Annotated in this window: 13 protein-coding genes and 1 pseudogene; 5 read left to right on the top strand and 9 right to left on the bottom strand. The window is 45.6% G+C overall.

The genetic code is table 11. From position 1 onward, the window contains the following. Window positions 1-155 precede the first annotated feature (155 nt). Entirely contained in the window at window positions 156-695 is a 540-nt protein-coding gene (locus tag ACLQ6D_RS04695) for a hypothetical protein (RefSeq protein ID WP_411726128.1), read from the top strand. A gap of 166 nt (window positions 696-861) precedes the next feature. Here ACLQ6D_RS04695 and ACLQ6D_RS04690 read toward each other — a convergent pair. The 3 genes and pseudogenes from ACLQ6D_RS04690 to ACLQ6D_RS04680 form a co-directional block, all read right to left on the bottom strand. Then, a pseudogene (locus ACLQ6D_RS04690) lies at window positions 862-1,351 on the bottom strand (REP-associated tyrosine transposase). Between the two features lie 321 nt (window positions 1,352-1,672). Continuing rightward, window positions 1,673-3,031 carry a cytochrome B6 gene (locus ACLQ6D_RS04685; protein WP_411726127.1) on the bottom strand — a complete coding sequence of 453 codons (1,359 nt, stop codon included), beginning with the start codon at window positions 3,029-3,031 and terminating at the stop codon, window positions 1,673-1,675. A 331-nt stretch (window positions 3,032-3,362) separates the two neighbouring features. Next, window positions 3,363-3,869: an ATP-dependent zinc protease gene (locus ACLQ6D_RS04680; protein ID WP_411726126.1), complete on the bottom strand. Its 507-nt coding sequence runs from the start codon at window positions 3,867-3,869 to the stop codon at window positions 3,363-3,365. A 207-nt stretch (window positions 3,870-4,076) separates the two neighbouring features. On the opposite strand from ACLQ6D_RS04680, the gene ACLQ6D_RS04675 reads away from it, so the two are divergent. After that, a complete protein-coding gene (locus ACLQ6D_RS04675) occupies window positions 4,077-4,709 on the top strand; it encodes a YchE family NAAT transporter (RefSeq protein ID WP_411726125.1) in 633 nt (210 codons plus the stop codon). 95 nt (window positions 4,710-4,804) lie between these two features. Continuing rightward, on the top strand, window positions 4,805-5,401 hold the full coding sequence (locus ACLQ6D_RS04670) for a YcbK family protein (RefSeq protein ID WP_411726124.1): 597 nt from the start codon (window positions 4,805-4,807) through the stop codon (window positions 5,399-5,401). Between the two features lie 61 nt (window positions 5,402-5,462). Here the strand turns inward: ACLQ6D_RS04670 and ACLQ6D_RS04665 are convergent, their stop codons facing one another. The 3 genes from ACLQ6D_RS04665 to ACLQ6D_RS04655 form a co-directional block, all read right to left on the bottom strand. Next, entirely contained in the window at window positions 5,463-6,416 is a 954-nt protein-coding gene (locus ACLQ6D_RS04665) for a MerR family transcriptional regulator (RefSeq protein ID WP_411726123.1), read from the bottom strand. Window positions 6,417-6,619: 203 nt separating this feature from the next. Next, window positions 6,620-7,489 (bottom strand): SDR family oxidoreductase, encoded by an 870-nt coding sequence (locus ACLQ6D_RS04660; RefSeq protein ID WP_411726122.1) that lies wholly within the window; start codon window positions 7,487-7,489, stop codon window positions 6,620-6,622. Window positions 7,490-7,492: 3 nt separating this feature from the next. Next, complete coding sequence (locus ACLQ6D_RS04655; RefSeq protein ID WP_411726121.1) at window positions 7,493-8,428, bottom strand: YbgA family protein; 936 nt, start codon at window positions 8,426-8,428, stop codon at window positions 7,493-7,495. Between the two features lie 333 nt (window positions 8,429-8,761). Here ACLQ6D_RS04655 and ACLQ6D_RS04650 point away from each other — a divergent pair, with 333 nt between their 5' ends. Both ACLQ6D_RS04650 and ACLQ6D_RS04645 read left to right on the top strand, forming a co-directional pair. Next, on the top strand, window positions 8,762-9,154 hold the full coding sequence (locus ACLQ6D_RS04650; RefSeq protein ID WP_411726120.1) for a DUF1499 domain-containing protein: 393 nt from the start codon (window positions 8,762-8,764) through the stop codon (window positions 9,152-9,154). Window positions 9,155-9,247: 93 nt separating this feature from the next. After that, complete coding sequence (locus ACLQ6D_RS04645) at window positions 9,248-9,673, top strand: hypothetical protein (RefSeq protein ID WP_411726119.1); 426 nt, start codon at window positions 9,248-9,250, stop codon at window positions 9,671-9,673. Window positions 9,674-9,734: 61 nt separating this feature from the next. Here ACLQ6D_RS04645 and ACLQ6D_RS04640 read toward each other — a convergent pair whose 3' ends face one another. The 3 genes from ACLQ6D_RS04640 to ACLQ6D_RS04630 form a co-directional block, all read right to left on the bottom strand. After that, entirely contained in the window at window positions 9,735-11,447 is a 1,713-nt protein-coding gene (locus ACLQ6D_RS04640; RefSeq protein WP_411726118.1) for a hypothetical protein, read from the bottom strand. A gap of 104 nt (window positions 11,448-11,551) precedes the next feature. Next, window positions 11,552-12,253, bottom strand: a complete 702-nt coding sequence (locus ACLQ6D_RS04635; RefSeq protein ID WP_411726117.1) for an NrdJb — start codon at window positions 12,251-12,253, stop codon at window positions 11,552-11,554. Window positions 12,254-13,475: 1,222 nt separating this feature from the next. Continuing rightward, complete coding sequence (locus tag ACLQ6D_RS04630; RefSeq protein ID WP_411726116.1) at window positions 13,476-15,479, bottom strand: hypothetical protein; 2,004 nt, start codon at window positions 15,477-15,479, stop codon at window positions 13,476-13,478. Window positions 15,480-15,640: the final 161 nt, after the last annotated feature.

Genomic DNA, 15,640 nt, shown 5'->3' with positions numbered 1-15,640 from the left:
TTTCTTTTGGCGAAGCAAAAGAAAGTATCTCGCCTTCGGGTGCGAGAACCCGATTAAAACTAACGTCGCGGTAGAGACACAAATATTAAAAACAACGCGTAAATGTATGGTGGTGCGTAACATCAGTCAATAACTAAAAAAGAGGAGAAGTAAAAATGAAAATCATAAAAAGAACATTGACATTGTTGTTTGTAATTGGAGGTGTGATTTCATGCAGCCAAAATGATCCAATCGAACAACTTGTTAAGCAAAACGTCATATTAACTAGTGGAGTTGCCTTTGATACCGGCAAGTTAGTTTCTATTAATCCGTTTACGAGTAAAGAGATTGCTCCGTGTGGCACTACAGATAATATCTTTGTTTCGAGAAATCCCTCAGATACAAAACAAGGACAAATTCAATTCAAACCTAAAAGTAACACTGCACCGGGCAACTGCAATACAAAAATTGTGGCTTTAGAAAATCCTTCATTAGAGGCTGCTTTAATGCAGTCACTTAAACTAAGTAAAGCACCTATTCAAGGAACAGTGAATGATAATGGACAAGATAAGCCAGCGAAACTTATTGTCACTGTTACCGCTTTATATCCTGGTTCGCATTGCGCGACCATTTATTCTGGGGGGCAACAGTTCACAAACTGTATTAATCAGGAAGCGTACTGTGCTGCTTTAGCGGCTTATGGAATTCCTTGTTGACCTTTCGCGGGACGGGGTTTGTAACCCTGTTTTGAGTGTTTTGACGCTACCGTTATCTTTGCGCCGCGCATGCCCCGATGGAGCAGCGTAGGTTGGGTTGCGCTTTTTGCAACCCAACATTGGGTGTTCCGATGTGTTGGGTTAACGATAAGGCTGTTAACCCAACCTACTCGTATCCGGTGGTGTCTGGAATATCAATAAGGCAACCCACTCCCCAATCGGACGTTAATATCCCTCGTTGAATATACTGGTGAATGCTGCTGTATTCCCAATCAACGGGACGCACAACCAGGCCATGCTTTACTGGATTGTAATGAATATAATCTATATGATGGTTAAAATCACGTTCGCTACGAAGCCGATGTTCCCAAAATCGACGCTGCCATATGGCTTGTTCACCTTTACGTTGACGGCTGCCAAATACTGTGGGTCGATTGTTAATTTCTATTTGCTGGGTGAATGATCGCTTGATGTTTCGCCAGCGAATGGAATAATCGGCATCACCGGATGGCAATGTCCATATTGCGTGGATGTGATCTGGTAAAATAACCATTGCATCAATTTGAAAGGGCCTACGTGATTTCTCGGCACGAATCGCTTTGCGCAAAATGTCTACCGCTTCCCGATTGCCTAATAAGGGTAAATCGGCGGAACATAACTACGGTGAAAAAATAACTGGCGCCATTTGTGTAATCACGACGATTGCATCCGAATATTTTAACCCGATAAGGCGCGCTACTGATAGGATGTGCTGAACGGAGGGAAGCGCATCGTTCGCGATTGATGCGCCTCGTGCCTCGGTACATCCTATCGGGCTGATAACCCGATAAGCAAGTATAACGACAAAGCCCATTCCTCAAAAAAATGTCCAGGACAGGGTTGTAAACCCCGTCCTGCGTGAAGGAAATTATCCAGCTAACGTGGCGTAGAGCGAAACCGGGTCGGCTTGAGTGTACGGGTTAGGCCGTTTTGACGACCTACATCGCCCGCAAAAAGGCCACAATATCCTTCTTCTCCTGTTCATTTAGCTTCAATTCCAACACGAGGTTAAAAAATTCTACCGTGTCATCCAGCGTTAGCAGACGATCATCGTGCAGATACGGTGGCGAGTCTTTGATGCCACGTAGCGGGAAGGTTTTGATCGGGCCGTCCGCCGAGGCTTTTCTACCGTTGATCATGCGTTCCTCGTAGAAGCGTTCGACCCGCAGGTTGTGCATGAGGTTGTCTGTATAATACGGAGGGACATGGCAGGTGGCACATTGAGCCTTGCCAAAGAATAGCGCCTGACCGCGCATTTCGCTCCCAGTGGCTTTAGTGGAGTCGAGCTTGCCTAAGACGTTGAGCTTCGGCGCGGGCGGAAAGTCGAGCAGAGCCTGAAACTCGGCCATGAAATGCACTTGGCTGCCGCGTTCTAGTATGTTTACACCTTTACGTTGTGCCTGAACCGGGTCGCCGTCGAAATAGGCGGCACGCTGCTCGAACTCGGTGAAGTCCTCCACCGTCTTGAGCGCGCGCTGGGAGCCGAAGAGCCGCTGGATATTCACGCCGCGCAAGGAAGGCGTGTCTATGCGATGCCGGTGTTCATTCGGACGGATGTCTCCGACAGTGTGCGTAGCCGCGTTCGTATGGCCGTTCGCGTGGCAGTCAAAACAAGCTACACCCTGGTGAGCTTTGAGACTGCGGCGATCCTCGGTGGCATTGAACTGCGCTTGGGGGAACGGTGTCACGAGTAACCGTAAACCTTCAAGCTGTTTCGGATTCAGGATATCTTTGAATAGTTCGTTGAAGTTACTCAGTGTCACTAACCGCCCGCGCGTCACATCACCTAGGTCTGGTCTCGTGGTGAGGTAGATCGGAGCAGGGAATTCGGGCAGCAGATGTTGTGGAAAGTCAAAATCGAGGTCAAAGCGTGTCAGATCGCGTTCCGTTTGGTGTTTGGTTTCGTCAATGAGCGCCTCCGGAAAAACCATCCCACCCGCTTCGTGATGGGGATGCGGTAAGGGGAAAAAACCGCTTGGCCAAAGGTTCTTACTCTTGATGTCTTCCGGTGATATGGCGGCGAGCTGCTCCCACGCTATGCCTTTAGGCAATTTCACGCGCACTCCCTCCTGCACAGGTTTGCCGCGAGACATCTTGTCGTCCAGTGCCGGGCGATCAGCGAGGTCGTAGCGCTCCGCAAGCAACGCCTGATGGCGCTTGGCAAACTTCGGCTTTTCTTGCTCCAAGTGCTTGACTAGAGTGCTGAAGTCTTCGGCAGGACAGATCATAGCACCGCAGAGGAAAAGCGCTATGGCAGACACGGCTGAAGACCAATAGGTTCTACGTTCGGATTTCATGGTTGTCTCCTTTCTAGCTTGTGGTTGTAGCATGTGCACACAGGGTCTGGTAGCCTAACAAATGATTATAAGGTCTCTGTAGATTTACCATAATTTTAGCCTCATGACAACATTGCGTGATCTATAGCCCATTTTCTAACTGTATATCATCTTAGTTAGTAGTCTGATATACGGTTCTGGAGATACTGACATGCTGGCGATTTCACCCGATTTGCCCCGATTATTGGAAGCGCTGTTAGCAAAACAGGATATTCCAAACAATCAGCGTTCTTCTTATCGCAAGCACGAACCCAGATGGAGCTATGCGAAATACGGGGTAGTGCAGCTCCGATTATCCCGGATTACACTGCGTTTCATCCAGGCGACGTGTCAATAATGTGTTGTAGCTAGTTGGATTGGGTTTTCCCTGCAAATAAGAGACGTTGGGGTCGATAATAAAATGCTTATTCATTGCGGTTCGGCCTAGTAACATACGGAACCGCATGGAATCCCGGTTGGTGAGCGTAATTTCGGCTTGAATCAGGTGCTGGCCGAACAGTAACTGGGTTTCTATGACGTAACGACGCTGTTTATGGCCCCCAGAATCTGAAACTAGGCGACGGTCTTTGATGGGGGCGTGGCATTCGATCAGGAAATCGCCTTGTTTTTGTTTGGGCTGTACGGTAAACATCAGCCAATTTTCGCCCCCTTTCCGGTAGGGTTCTAGCGTTTCTGCGTGCAAGGCGGATGAACGTGCCCCGGTATCGATTTTGGCCTTGACCTGGGGAATACCAAACTCAGGTAAGGCCACCCATTCACGCCAGCCTAACATGGGTTTGTGTGCGGGCTTGTCGGTCATAAGTGAAAGTCCGTCTTTGTCAATGCACTGTCCAGGTTAAACGAGTTCTGTAAGCAATACACATCGGGTTCTATTGATAACTGAAAAAAGCAGGTTATGTTTAGGTGCAATGTGCTACATTTCTATGGATGCGTTATCTATTACGAGAAAAAAAGCTTAAATTAAGCCAGCCAAACAACGTTGTGCAAGATTTCGAATAGTCGCATTATGCTTGAATATACCGATTATCTAAAAATATTTATTGCCTTATTGGCTGTCGTTGATCCTTTGGGAGCGATGCCAATCATAGCCTCCATGACCGCACGTGACAAAGCATCTGAGCTTAAAGCGATAGCCAGGACCGTTGTGCTGTCCGTGACTACTATGCTTTTGGTGGCGCTCTATATCGGACAAGAGGTGCTGATCTTCTTTGGAATCAGTATAAACTCGTTTAGGGTGAGTGGCGGAATTCTTCTGATGTTGATGTCGCTTTCGATGCTACAAGGTAAAATCAGCGAAACTGTGCGAAACGAGGAGGAAGCCAAGGAGGGCAAAACAAAAGAGACTATTGCCGTGGTGCCGTTATCAATCCCTTTGTTGGCGGGGCCTGGCGCAATCAGTACGGTTATACTCTACGCACAAAAGGGTAGCGGTATTAATCATTACTTATTGATAAGCCTGGATATTATTGCCGTGACTGCAATTTTATGGTGTGTGTTACGGGCTACCCCGTGGTTGACCCAGCGCTTGAGCCAGACTGGGATCAATGTGGTTATCCGGTTGATGGGGCTGATTTTATTGGCGCTTGCTGTCGAATTTATTGCCGGTGGGCTAAAGGGGCTGTTTCCCGTACTAGCCTGATGCCTTAAATAGATTTTGCAGGGCTTCTTAAGGGATACTTAAGGTTAGGCAAGCACAATCAGGGTTTGTTAGATAAAGCTAGGAAACATTTCGTTATGAATGAGCCTGCACTGGAACATCTGACCGTCATTGACGGTACAAATACCTTGTCGAGAAGGCGCTTTCTTAATAGCGTGGCTTGCGGCTCCCTGCTGGCAATGGGTTCGCCCAAAATCGTACAGGCGGCTTTCTCAGGCTTTACTGCCCACAAAACCCTTTCCCTGGAGCATCACCATACCGGAGATACCTTAAAACTGACTTATTATGAGCACGGGCGTTATATTCATGACGCCTTGAAAGAGGCCAGCTATTTTTTGAGGGACTACCATAACGATGCAGTGCATACCGTCGATACGGCCTTATTGGATCAACTATATGATGTCAAATTGTTACTTCGCGTAAACAAACCTTTTCACATCGTTTCCGCTTATCGATCTCCTGGCACTAATGCCAGTTTGCGCCGCCACAGCCGGGGCGTTGCTAGACACAGCTTGCATATGCAGGGACGGGCAGTTGATATTCGAATGGAAGGCGTGAGCGCCAAAACGATCAGGGATGCAGCCCATACCTTGCAGCGTGGCGGCGTTGGTTATTATCCAAATTCAAATTTTGTGCACCTGGATACTGGTGAAATAAGGACTTGGCACAGGTAACAGCGGATTATATTGTCAAGATGCCGGAAACGTCCGGCATGTTAAAGTTTAAGGCTAGCGCTTATTTTGAATTTTGGTCGTCCAGAACTTCAAGGATTTCCTTGAAATGATCGTAGTTTTTTATTTTTAGCACACCGACTTGGTCTAAAACAGCCTCATAATGACCAGCGGCCCTTCCACCTACGATTAACGCGACTTCATTGCCAATCAATTTCCTTAACCGCCGCAGTTCCTTGGCAATCAACAGATCATCGGTCCTATAGCTAATGCTGATGGTTACGGCTGTTGCATTAGTAAACCTAACCGCAGCGGCAATTTCCTCCGCGGGCAGGTTTGCCCCCAGATACGTTACTTTCCAACCTTTTAGTTCAGCGATAATGCCCGCGAGTAAAGCGCCGAGTTCATGCAACTGGTTGATGGGGGTGGTAACGATCATCTTTGGTGCATCGGGTGAACAAGGGTTATTGTTCCGCAAGATATAGGTCAACGAGCGGACGATAGCGGAAGCCATGTGTTCATGTACAGGCCTTAATTCCCCCGTTCGCCAGCGGTCGCCAATCAGCGTCAATAGAGGATTCAGCAGTTTTTCGATGAATATTTCCGTGCCCAGTTCGACGATAGCATTTTCAAAATGGGATTCCAGTGCATGGGCATCAAAAGCCAACACGGCCGCATAACATTTTTGTACGTAATCTTCGGCTATGTGCAGCCTGCTGCCATTCAATGGGACGGGTTTTTCTAGCGACTGGGCTGTTGAATCACTTTCCTTCTTTAACAGGGCTTTCAATTTATCCAGCGAGAGATTAGCTATTTGACTGATGCTATGCCCATTATTTGTTGCCTGGTTGAGAAGTTTGAGGCGGGCGATGTCCAAATCGGTATAGACGCGATGGCCGCCTTCAGTACGCGTAGGCTTGACCGCTTGGTAGCGCCGTTCCCAGGCCCTTACCAAGTCAGACTTGACACCTGATCTTTTGGATACGGTGCTAATTAAATATTGTGCTGAATCATCCATAGTTTAGGCAGTAGTCACATATCGGGCAAAAAGTACAGGGGCCAAGTTTACCACGAGTTATACAATACATGGACAAATGTGCATGTTTTAATTTTTTAGCACTTTCTGTCCAATATAATGCCGTTTCAAGGACTGTCAAATCAGAAAGTTTGCGTAGTAGTAAGCTGAAGTCGCGGTTAGCCAAGTTTTTGTGTCGCAAGCGGTTAAAATCGGGGCAGATTTGCTTCCGCCGGATGAATTATTTCCGAATAGCCTGATTTGTAGTCTGGATAAATAAAGGTATAGCCGAGTTTTTTTATCCTGTCATTGCGGCAGCGTTTGTTCGTGCCGCAATCATTTTCTTCAATTTTAGCGATGGGCGGGTTACACCGCATCTGTCCTGCCAGCCAAGTCACGACTTCCCATAAGGCCGCTGGATCATCATCACTGGCTAAGTAGCATTGTTCAAGGCTAATTCCTGCCAACCGTTGTTCAATCAGGAACGCCAGAACGCCCACGCAATCGCGTTGATGAACCCGATTGGTAAAGTAAGGTGGATGCTGCTGAACTGACGGTGTTTGCCGAGCCATTTTAAGCAGATACTCGCGTCCTGGGCCATAGATACCTGAAAAGCGCATGACGACATTGGCAGGGTTCAGCGCCATCAGTTTTTGTTCAGCATTGACGATTTTGAGGCTGGCACTTTTATTGGGGGACGTGACTGAGTCCTCATCAACCCACTCTCCTTGACATTGACCATAGACGCTGGTGGAAGATACAAAAATCCAGGGCGCATGCGAACCGGTTTGTGCGAATCTATTAAGTAGGTTATTGATACCTGTTTCGTAGATGTCATGGTAACTGTTTTCGTCACGGCTATCGGCGGAAACTATAAAAAAAATGTGTTCAAAATCAGTATCCAATGCCTCTAAATCTGTAGGCAAAGTAATGTCAGCACGAATAACCTTAAATTTTTCATGGCTTGTAGGCAGCGGGTTGCGTTTTAGTCCGGTCACATCGTGACCGGCTTCAGCCAATGTCGTGGCTAGCTCGTAACCTATCGCTCCGCAGCCGACAATGAGGATTTTTGCCATGCCTTATCGCTCGTTGATAAGTTGTAATTCTTGTGGATAAGGGGACATGTAGTGGGAATCCTCAATGTAAGGGTCAGGATTTTTCCTGAAATGGTGTTTTAGCAGGTTTATCGGCACTATGAGCGGAACTTCTCCGTGTCTGTAACGTTCGATCAACTCGCAGAGTTCGGCTTTATCGTCTACTGACAACTCCTTTTTCAAATAACCCTGGATATGTTGTAGCACATTCACATGACTCTTGCGGCTTGCCACTTTTTTTAACGTGCTCATTAGCTGGGTAATGTAAGAATTTGCCACATCATTCACATTCGATTTCGTCACACTTGCCAGTAACTGACCTAAGTCGATGTAGTTTTCGTGGCTCATGATAATGAGTTTGTGCCGCGCATGGAAACGGGTCAAGCGGCTAGGCGTCAATCCTTCGGCTAAGAGTCGTTTCCATCGGTACAACACATAAACACGCTGGATAAAGTTCTCACGCAACCTTGGATCGCCCAACCGGCCTTCTTCCTCAACCGGCAAAAGGGGATTGTTACGTATCATTGCCTCGGCATAAATACCGGTTCCCATTTTTTGCGGTTGATTGTTTATGTAGACTTTAACCCGTTCCATGCCGCAACTGGGCGAATCTTTTTTCAGGATATAGCCGCATAAACCGTCATGCGCCGCTTTTTGCCGGTTGGCATAGTCGCGTAATGGGGCTGTGACATCAAAATCGGGATTTTTAACCCCTAAACTGCGTATTTCATTATCTATTTTTACCAGTTGGATAGTGGGGCGGGGCGTACCGATCCCGATAGCGACTTCCGGGCAAAAGGGTTTAAAATCAAAATATTCAGCTAATGTGCCAACAATGTAAGAGTCAAGTTTGAGTCCGCCATCGTAACGCACGGCCTGACCAAGCAGGCAACTGCTGATACCGACTGGAATTTTTTTCATAGCCTTCTAGTTTATGGGTTAGCCGAAGAAGCTACCAGCGAATTTGTAAACAACAAGAGGAATAGCAAGTTTTTGACACTAAAAATGGATAACTATTGACCTTATTAATATTTATGGCAAATTATTGTCTTGTCGAAAGGATTGAATACACGCTGTTTTCACAGAAATGCTCCGGCGATCATGGGATAACATACTACAAAACATTAACACTTTGATTTACCATGGAAATAAACCTTAAAACCGCCAAACTTCCCCAAGCTATCCCCGGCTTCAACCGGAAATCATCCGCCTATGAAATTTAGACTTATCATTTTTATTGTTATGGCAATTAGTATGACTACGCACGCCAACACACCTGCCCAAAAGAAGTTACCGCCCTGTCTTGACACTCCGAATTGCGTGTCCAGCCAAGCAACAGACAAGCAGCATTATATTGCGCCGTTTAAAATTTCCGGGGATCCAAAACGTGCCTGGCTAGCGTTAAGAAAAGCCATTATGACACATGACCGCATGATCATTACCCACGAAACAAATGGCACACTCCATGCTGAGGCAACCAGCCTGGTGTTGCATTTTGTCGATGACATAGATGCCATCCTGGATGCAGAAGCAGGGTTAATTCACATACGCTCCGCGTCACGCCGGGGACATAGCGATTTTGGCGTCAACCGCAAGCGCATAGAAAAGTTCAGGGTACAGCTAAGAAAGTCACATGTCTTAGGATAGTTTTTACCGTAATTTATGTCCCTTGTCCTAATGCCCCCTCCTCTATAGCCCTCCCAAACAGGTTGGGAGGTGCTTTTTTCTCAGGTAATGCAGATGAGTATAATCAATTCTAAAGCCATGCAAGTGACCAAGTTCTTTGCAGATGCCAATTTTTATATTTCAGTTATCGTCCTGGTATACGGTGGCTTAACGGCGATAACAGAAAATTACAGTGTTTTTGAATTTAATGAGGATCTTTTTGGTGCCATGCACAACAATTTACGCATTGCACTGCTCTATATGGGAATGACAGAGGTGGTGGTTTGCGTGTACTGTTTTGTTACCGATCAACCCAGGTTAATGATTTTTGTAGGTTATTTCCTGATTATGATGCTGGGTTCATTGGCATTTTACGGAAAAATCAACAGCGTTACCATAGATAATGCCATTCCTGCATTTTTCCTGTACACGGGCATTTCACATATTGTGTTCGGCTTGCTATCGGGTTTAAAGGAAACCAATACAAAAAAATATTCCTGATAAACAGGACAGGCCAACAACGAATTCTCGCCATAGGCCACAGCTTAGTTACTTTGATCGGTCAATACGAACGAATCACTTCAACATGATTAATAAACGAGGTCAGATGCAGTTGTTTTATCATGCGGTAGCGAACTTTTTTATGGTTTTTGTTCAGAAAAATAAATTCGCTAGGCCGAAACCCTTTATTCATAAAAATCAAACTTGCGAATTGTTTGGCAGCATCCCCCCCCGGCAAAAAGATGGCAGAAACCTCAATATTTGGATAGCCCGGATTGGAAACTTTAACCACTGTGGCATTGCCGCCCAACAACTCCACGCCCATAAACATCCCGGTTTCTTTGGATTGTGCCAGCCATCGAATCAAACCGATGATCAGGTTTTTATGCATGATCCCGATAATATTGGCCACTTTGGGTTTTATAAGATCGTCTGTCCATAGCAAACCGTAGCCTTTTGCGCTTTTGTCAACAAGGCACATATTCGTTTTATGATGGTCTTGGTTGCTGGTATTCCATATTTCAGTTTGGGCTGTAAATTCAACGATTTGAAAAGCGGGGGGTGGCATTGTCTTATTTGGTGATTTTCCGGGATTGGGACTTGTTTCAGTATCCGCCCGTTTTCCTTCCGTTGAGACAATTTCAAAATCCAGGTCACGTAATTCTCCAGGGCGGCTTGGATCGAAAAGCCCGGTTTCTGCAAGAAAGTTCTGTTTTTCGATTTCCTTGCTACGCAAAAACTCGACGATATTGCCAAAACCCATGGAGCCAAGGTGATTTCTCTGAGCAATCTCCCGAGGATCTTTTCTTTGCTCGTTAAGCGTCAAGGTTTTTGCCAGGCGCAGCAGCATCAAGCGATCCGTAGGGACATGACGGGCATGTTTATCGTAAGTTGCTTCGAGAATTTTACTGGCTACGGTTACGGTGGCGATGTACAACAGGTCTGGATCGTGAATATCCGAGTCGTCATGGGAAATAGCTGGCTGTCCATAGCCTTTCAGATGAATAGATGGGATGCCCCTGAATTTCTTTTTGGGAACCGACTTCAAAAGGCCGGCATGAAACGAATAATGCCCAAGCAAGTCATAAATCGTGCGCATTTCGTGTTGTGAAAATTGTTTGGTATTACTCAATGCAAGCACGAGTACCCGTTTAAAAGCATTATCGATAAGCTGGGCATTTGGGTTGAACTCGCTGTCAGTTAGACGGTATTGCAAGGCAAAACGATACAATTGAAAACATTTATGCCAGAAAAATGCATGGGGGTTGGTGTAGGTTTGGAAAATATACAACAAGCCCCTGCCCATCGCTTGGATACCGTTAGACAAAATCAACGTTTTCTCTTCTATTGAGTAGTATTCGTCATCTTTAAACCAGTCTTCCTGGCTCAATAGCGAATAGGCGTTGCCTAGTTCCAGGTTACCCCAGACCGAAATTTCACTTAGGGGCAACTCATCCTCAACTGGAGTGGGTTCGTCGGTAATGTCCGGGATAAGAGTCAATACCGCTGTAACTGCTGTCAACACTGAACCCAGCTTTTCCAGAAAGAACAGGCGCGTCCTGCCAGGAATGAGATCACGTCCGGGCGGATAGGCATTATTGAGGGTTTGTAGCACCTGTAAAATCTGCTGGCATTTTGCCATATCGTCGGCATTTGCAAGCGTTTTAAGCCATATCGAAAAATCCATTTCGTCAATCGCAAACGGCAATGGCCGATCGCTTGGCGCCGGGCAGGGCGGGAATGGTTTTGACCGATTGAACGAGTGTGAACTCATTAGTTGCGCCTTGGCTTATGGTAAAAGTGCTGTGTTTGCTTAAGAATCAAAACAATAACAGGTTACCCCACAATTTTAGTTTGGAGTGGCTATATCTTCAAACTTTAACCGCATTTACTTTCGCCACAATTCAAACAGGTCATACAGCCGTCCATCAACACCACCGCTTTGGTCTGGCATTTTCCGCACAGTAGCGCCTTGGCGGGAAATGCCCCGTCTTCATCTATTTCGGCGGTGTCAGTGTGCATGGCTTCAAATTCCTTGCGCTTGGCGGCCAGGAATTTTTTCTGGTGATCGTCCAGTTCCCGGTCTTTCAACATGCCAATGCGTTTAAGGTGCGATTCAATCGCACAGCCGATTTCGGCCACCAGCGACGGCATGAACACACCGCCTTTTTTGAAATAACCTCCCTTGGGGTCGAATACCGCTTTCAGCTCTTCCACCAGAAAACAGGAATCCCCGCCTTTGCGGAACACCGCCGAGATAACCCGCGTCAGCGCCAGCACCCACTGGAAGTGTTCCATGTTCTTGGAATTGATGAACACCTCATAAGGCCTGCGTTCTTCATGTTCCGTGCCTTCATTCAGGATCATGTCGTTGATGGTGATATACAAGGCATGTTCCGATTGCGGCGTCTTGATTTTGTACGTCGAGCCGTACAGGATTTCCGGGCGCGAGAGATTTTCGTTCATGCTTTCCCGGTCAATGGTCTTTATATCGTATGCAGTTTGCGGTTCTGCCACCTTCTTGTCTTCTTCGGTTAAGACTTTGTAGCCGATGATTTTTTTGTCTAATTTATGGGGCATTGATTTCTCCTTTTTTGCTTGTTTTGACTTAAAGCAATCTCGTTTATCCCTTCTCCCACTGGGAGAAGGAGTATATTAAGGTGTCGCTAACGCGACGGTTAATTAGAAACCGGTTCTCGCACCGGCAGGCGAGATACTTTCTTTTGCTTCGCCAAGCCACATGGATGTGGTGAATGTGGAAAATGCAGGAGCATTTTTCCACCAAAGAAAAGTATCCAAAGAAAAGGCGACCCGGTTACCGCTTATCTCCTGCGCTCCTCGCTTTTGACAGGGGTTGCAAAAAGGGACTCCTGTCCCTTTGGCAACGCGCGATATCCCTATCGCGTCCCTAACGGGCTATTCCTAATAAATGCGAGAAGCGCAGCAAGCGGCATACGGGGATGGTGCATTTGTCGTAGCGTAGGGTGGATTAGACGCGCAAAACCACTTAATTCTCATATAAGTAAAGCGTTCCCGCGCGTCGTAATCCGCCATATCGACAGTCGCCACATTCGGTGGATTACGTCGCGCCCAAAGCTCAATCAAAACAGATAGACCGCATATTTGCGCGGCTAATCCACCCTACATTTATACGACTTACGGCCTTCATCCCAGCCTTCTCCCACTGGGAGAAGGAGATTATTAATGTGTCGCTAACGCGACGGTTATTTAGAAACCGGTTCTCGCACCGGCGGGCGAGATACTTTCTTTTGCTTCGCCAAAAGAAAGTATCCAAAGAAAAGGCGACCCGGATGCCGCTTGCTTCCTGCGCTTCTCGCATTTATCAGGGGTTGCCAAAAGGGACTTCCTGTCCCTTTGACAACACGCGATATCCCTATCGCGTCCCTAACGGGCTATTCCTGATAAATGCTCCGATGCTCGGCGCGGCATACGGGGATGGTGCGTTTGTCATAGCGTAGGGTGGATTAGACGCGCAAACCATTCAGTCTTTTAAGTTAAGTAAAGTGCTTCCGCGCGTCGTAATCCGCCATTTCGTAAATCACCACATTCGGTGGATTACGCCGCGCCCAAAGTTCAAACAACACGGATAGACCGCATATTTGCGCGGCTAATCCACCCTACCATATATACGCCTTACGGCCTTGCTTTGTTTCTTGCGATGCTTGGCGCGGCATAAGGGAAAACAACCTTGTTTTTAACTTTGTAGCCAATAGCGCAAAGCGCAATATGGAGATTTATTAAATCCTAATTTCATTTCGTTTTATCCAGGCTCATTCAAAAATTAATCTGTTATTGATTTCCTAAAGCATTTTGTAATAGAAATAGGAACGATGATTAACCATACAATTAACAAAGTCCCAAATATGTATAAACCACTATCCACGGAAAAATCCCAAAGCAAGTAAATACTATTTACTAAAGGTAAAAATATACAGGATGCAAGGCATACCGACGCAAAAGCTGCTTTATATAAGTTTTCGTGACCATAATATTTTTTAACGCCGGAAAAAACATACATTGCCCAAAATACTAGGCTAATAATTACACCTATTACGCTACCCCACAACGTAAGGATGCCTAAAAGATACATCACAGCCGACTCAATAAAGACAACAGTCACAAAACCAAAGCTTATCATCCCTACAGGGTTAGACTGATATGGTTTTTTACCGAAATAAGCTTCAAGGTCGTCCGCCTCCCACCATGCCCAAAGTTTGGATAATAACCAATAAATTATCCAGATAAATAAGCTATTGATCACGATATCGATTTCTGGCGTTTGTTCCAGCCTCATCTGGGTATATTCTTGCAAATAACCCAATCCCAGGATTTTAAGGCCCTGTTGTTGAATAAAAGGATCAAACCTAGGAATATAAATTTGAGGTTGCCAGTAAGAGGCAAAAATAATCATGGTAAATAAGAGGGCAATTCTTCTTATTCGTTGTAGCCATAAAACACGCCATTGTCTACGCTTCACTGCACCAGATACTGCTTTCTCTGTACCTAAAAGCGGTCTTCCCACAAAGTTTAAAATGTCGATGATCAAGGATCCCACAAATTCATCTATGTTCGCAATATAGCTCGTGTGATCAGATAGGACAGAACCACGGTTGTGTACAGGTACAGAGGCATTTCCTTGGAACGAGGGTACCAGATCGCTAGAAGTATAATAATCCCTGTCAAACCCAGGACGTTTTGGAATCTCGGGTTTTTTAAATACTTTCTTTTGAAATGGGCTTAATGCAAAGCCAAACAATAAGAAAAATGGGGTAGCTATTAAGCCTAAAAAAGACATAAGCAAACCCATACCTAATACTATACGAAAAAAACTCAACCACCATACTTCGCCATGAATGCTAATCGTTATTTCACCTGCCATGCTTACAGCTAACATTAACGCAAATAAAAACAGAATAATTGCTGGAATTATTGCCCATGACATGGCTAGGGAAGAAAATTTGACTCGTAACAACGACTCAACTAACGCTAGCTTTCCAATACCGGAACCAAGTGAGAAAACCGGAATTTCCTTGAAAAGTTCTGGTTGTGCATTGAGCAATCGATATGCAACAGCCGCACCCTGAGAATGGGCGACCACACAAATTTTTTTGCATTTATACTCGTTCTGTAACCAGTCTATGTCAGATTTTAACCGGGTGAGGATTGCAGTCTCCTGGATACGGCTTTTTACCAAGACATAGGAATCGCCCAACACATTAGAAAGCGTATTTTGGAAAAGTTGGGCGGCCTTTTGAAAGAAGGGTATGGGAAGTAAAACGCAAATGAGGGCAACCATTTGTAGCCCAACCATCAGCGGTAAAATCATAATCACGACAAAACAAAATTGCATAAACAAGCCCGCTAAATCAGATAATTTTCTCCACCTATTTTCTTTTGCAACTTCCCAATTGCATTTCGTCGAATTGAGTTTATCCCAAAAGTGCATAATCGTAAGTGATGGTGCTATTTTAAATAGCCAAACTATCATGTCAGAAAAACGAGGTACTTGAACTTCATTTGCCCACCAACATTCCGCTAAAAGGAAGCGTATATTCGTCTCGTCTGCTTTTACGGCTTTCAAGGTAAGGCCGACATGAGCAGGTCTATCACCTTCAAGGGAGGCTGTTTCAAAATTTATAACAGGGCTATCTTTTTCAAGTGTTTCTCCTGAAAACCATTGATTTAACCAATAAATCATTGGTTCGCCAAAAGCCAGTAACGTTTCACCTTTCTTTTGAGTTCCAATGCCATGTACGTATAGAATGCCTAGATCAAAATTTTGCATAGGATTTACGATTAAATTGGATATCCTGTTAATTTTAATTACTCATGTTACGCGCTTAAGCGTCTGTAGCTCATCAAAAGCCAACCGAACCGCTTTCAGATACAACTTAGCCCGCAAGGCAAAATGGTTGAGCTTGTGTTTAATTGAAAGGCATTCCAAGC

The organism is Methyloglobulus sp., from assembly GCF_046714055.1.
In the GTDB taxonomy this organism is placed as follows: Bacteria; Pseudomonadota; Gammaproteobacteria; order Methylococcales; family Methylomonadaceae; genus Methyloglobulus.
This window is presented reverse-complemented; position numbering and strand designations above follow the sequence as displayed.

What these genes read in the sequence shown, in the direction of transcription:
- ACLQ6D_RS04695 (WP_411726128.1), top strand. Translation starts at nt 156, where the DNA reads ATGAAAATCATAAAAAGAACATTGACATTGTTGTTTGTAATTGGAGGT.
- ACLQ6D_RS04685 (WP_411726127.1), bottom strand. Translation starts at nt 3,031, where the DNA reads ATGAAATCCGAACGTAGAACCTATTGGTCTTCAGCCGTGTCTGCCATA.
- ACLQ6D_RS04680 (WP_411726126.1), bottom strand. Translation starts at nt 3,869, where the DNA reads ATGACCGACAAGCCCGCACACAAACCCATGTTAGGCTGGCGTGAATGG.
- ACLQ6D_RS04675 (WP_411726125.1), top strand. Translation starts at nt 4,077, where the DNA reads ATGCTTGAATATACCGATTATCTAAAAATATTTATTGCCTTATTGGCT.
- ACLQ6D_RS04670 (WP_411726124.1), top strand. Translation starts at nt 4,805, where the DNA reads ATGAATGAGCCTGCACTGGAACATCTGACCGTCATTGACGGTACAAAT.
- ACLQ6D_RS04665 (WP_411726123.1), bottom strand. Translation starts at nt 6,416, where the DNA reads ATGGATGATTCAGCACAATATTTAATTAGCACCGTATCCAAAAGATCA.
- ACLQ6D_RS04660 (WP_411726122.1), bottom strand. Translation starts at nt 7,489, where the DNA reads ATGGCAAAAATCCTCATTGTCGGCTGCGGAGCGATAGGTTACGAGCTA.
- ACLQ6D_RS04655 (WP_411726121.1), bottom strand. Translation starts at nt 8,428, where the DNA reads ATGAAAAAAATTCCAGTCGGTATCAGCAGTTGCCTGCTTGGTCAGGCC.
- ACLQ6D_RS04650 (WP_411726120.1), top strand. Translation starts at nt 8,762, where the DNA reads ATGACTACGCACGCCAACACACCTGCCCAAAAGAAGTTACCGCCCTGT.
- ACLQ6D_RS04645 (WP_411726119.1), top strand. Translation starts at nt 9,248, where the DNA reads ATGAGTATAATCAATTCTAAAGCCATGCAAGTGACCAAGTTCTTTGCA.
- ACLQ6D_RS04640 (WP_411726118.1), bottom strand. Translation starts at nt 11,447, where the DNA reads ATGAGTTCACACTCGTTCAATCGGTCAAAACCATTCCCGCCCTGCCCG.
- ACLQ6D_RS04635 (WP_411726117.1), bottom strand. Translation starts at nt 12,253, where the DNA reads ATGCCCCATAAATTAGACAAAAAAATCATCGGCTACAAAGTCTTAACC.
- ACLQ6D_RS04630 (WP_411726116.1), bottom strand. Translation starts at nt 15,479, where the DNA reads ATGCAAAATTTTGATCTAGGCATTCTATACGTACATGGCATTGGAACT.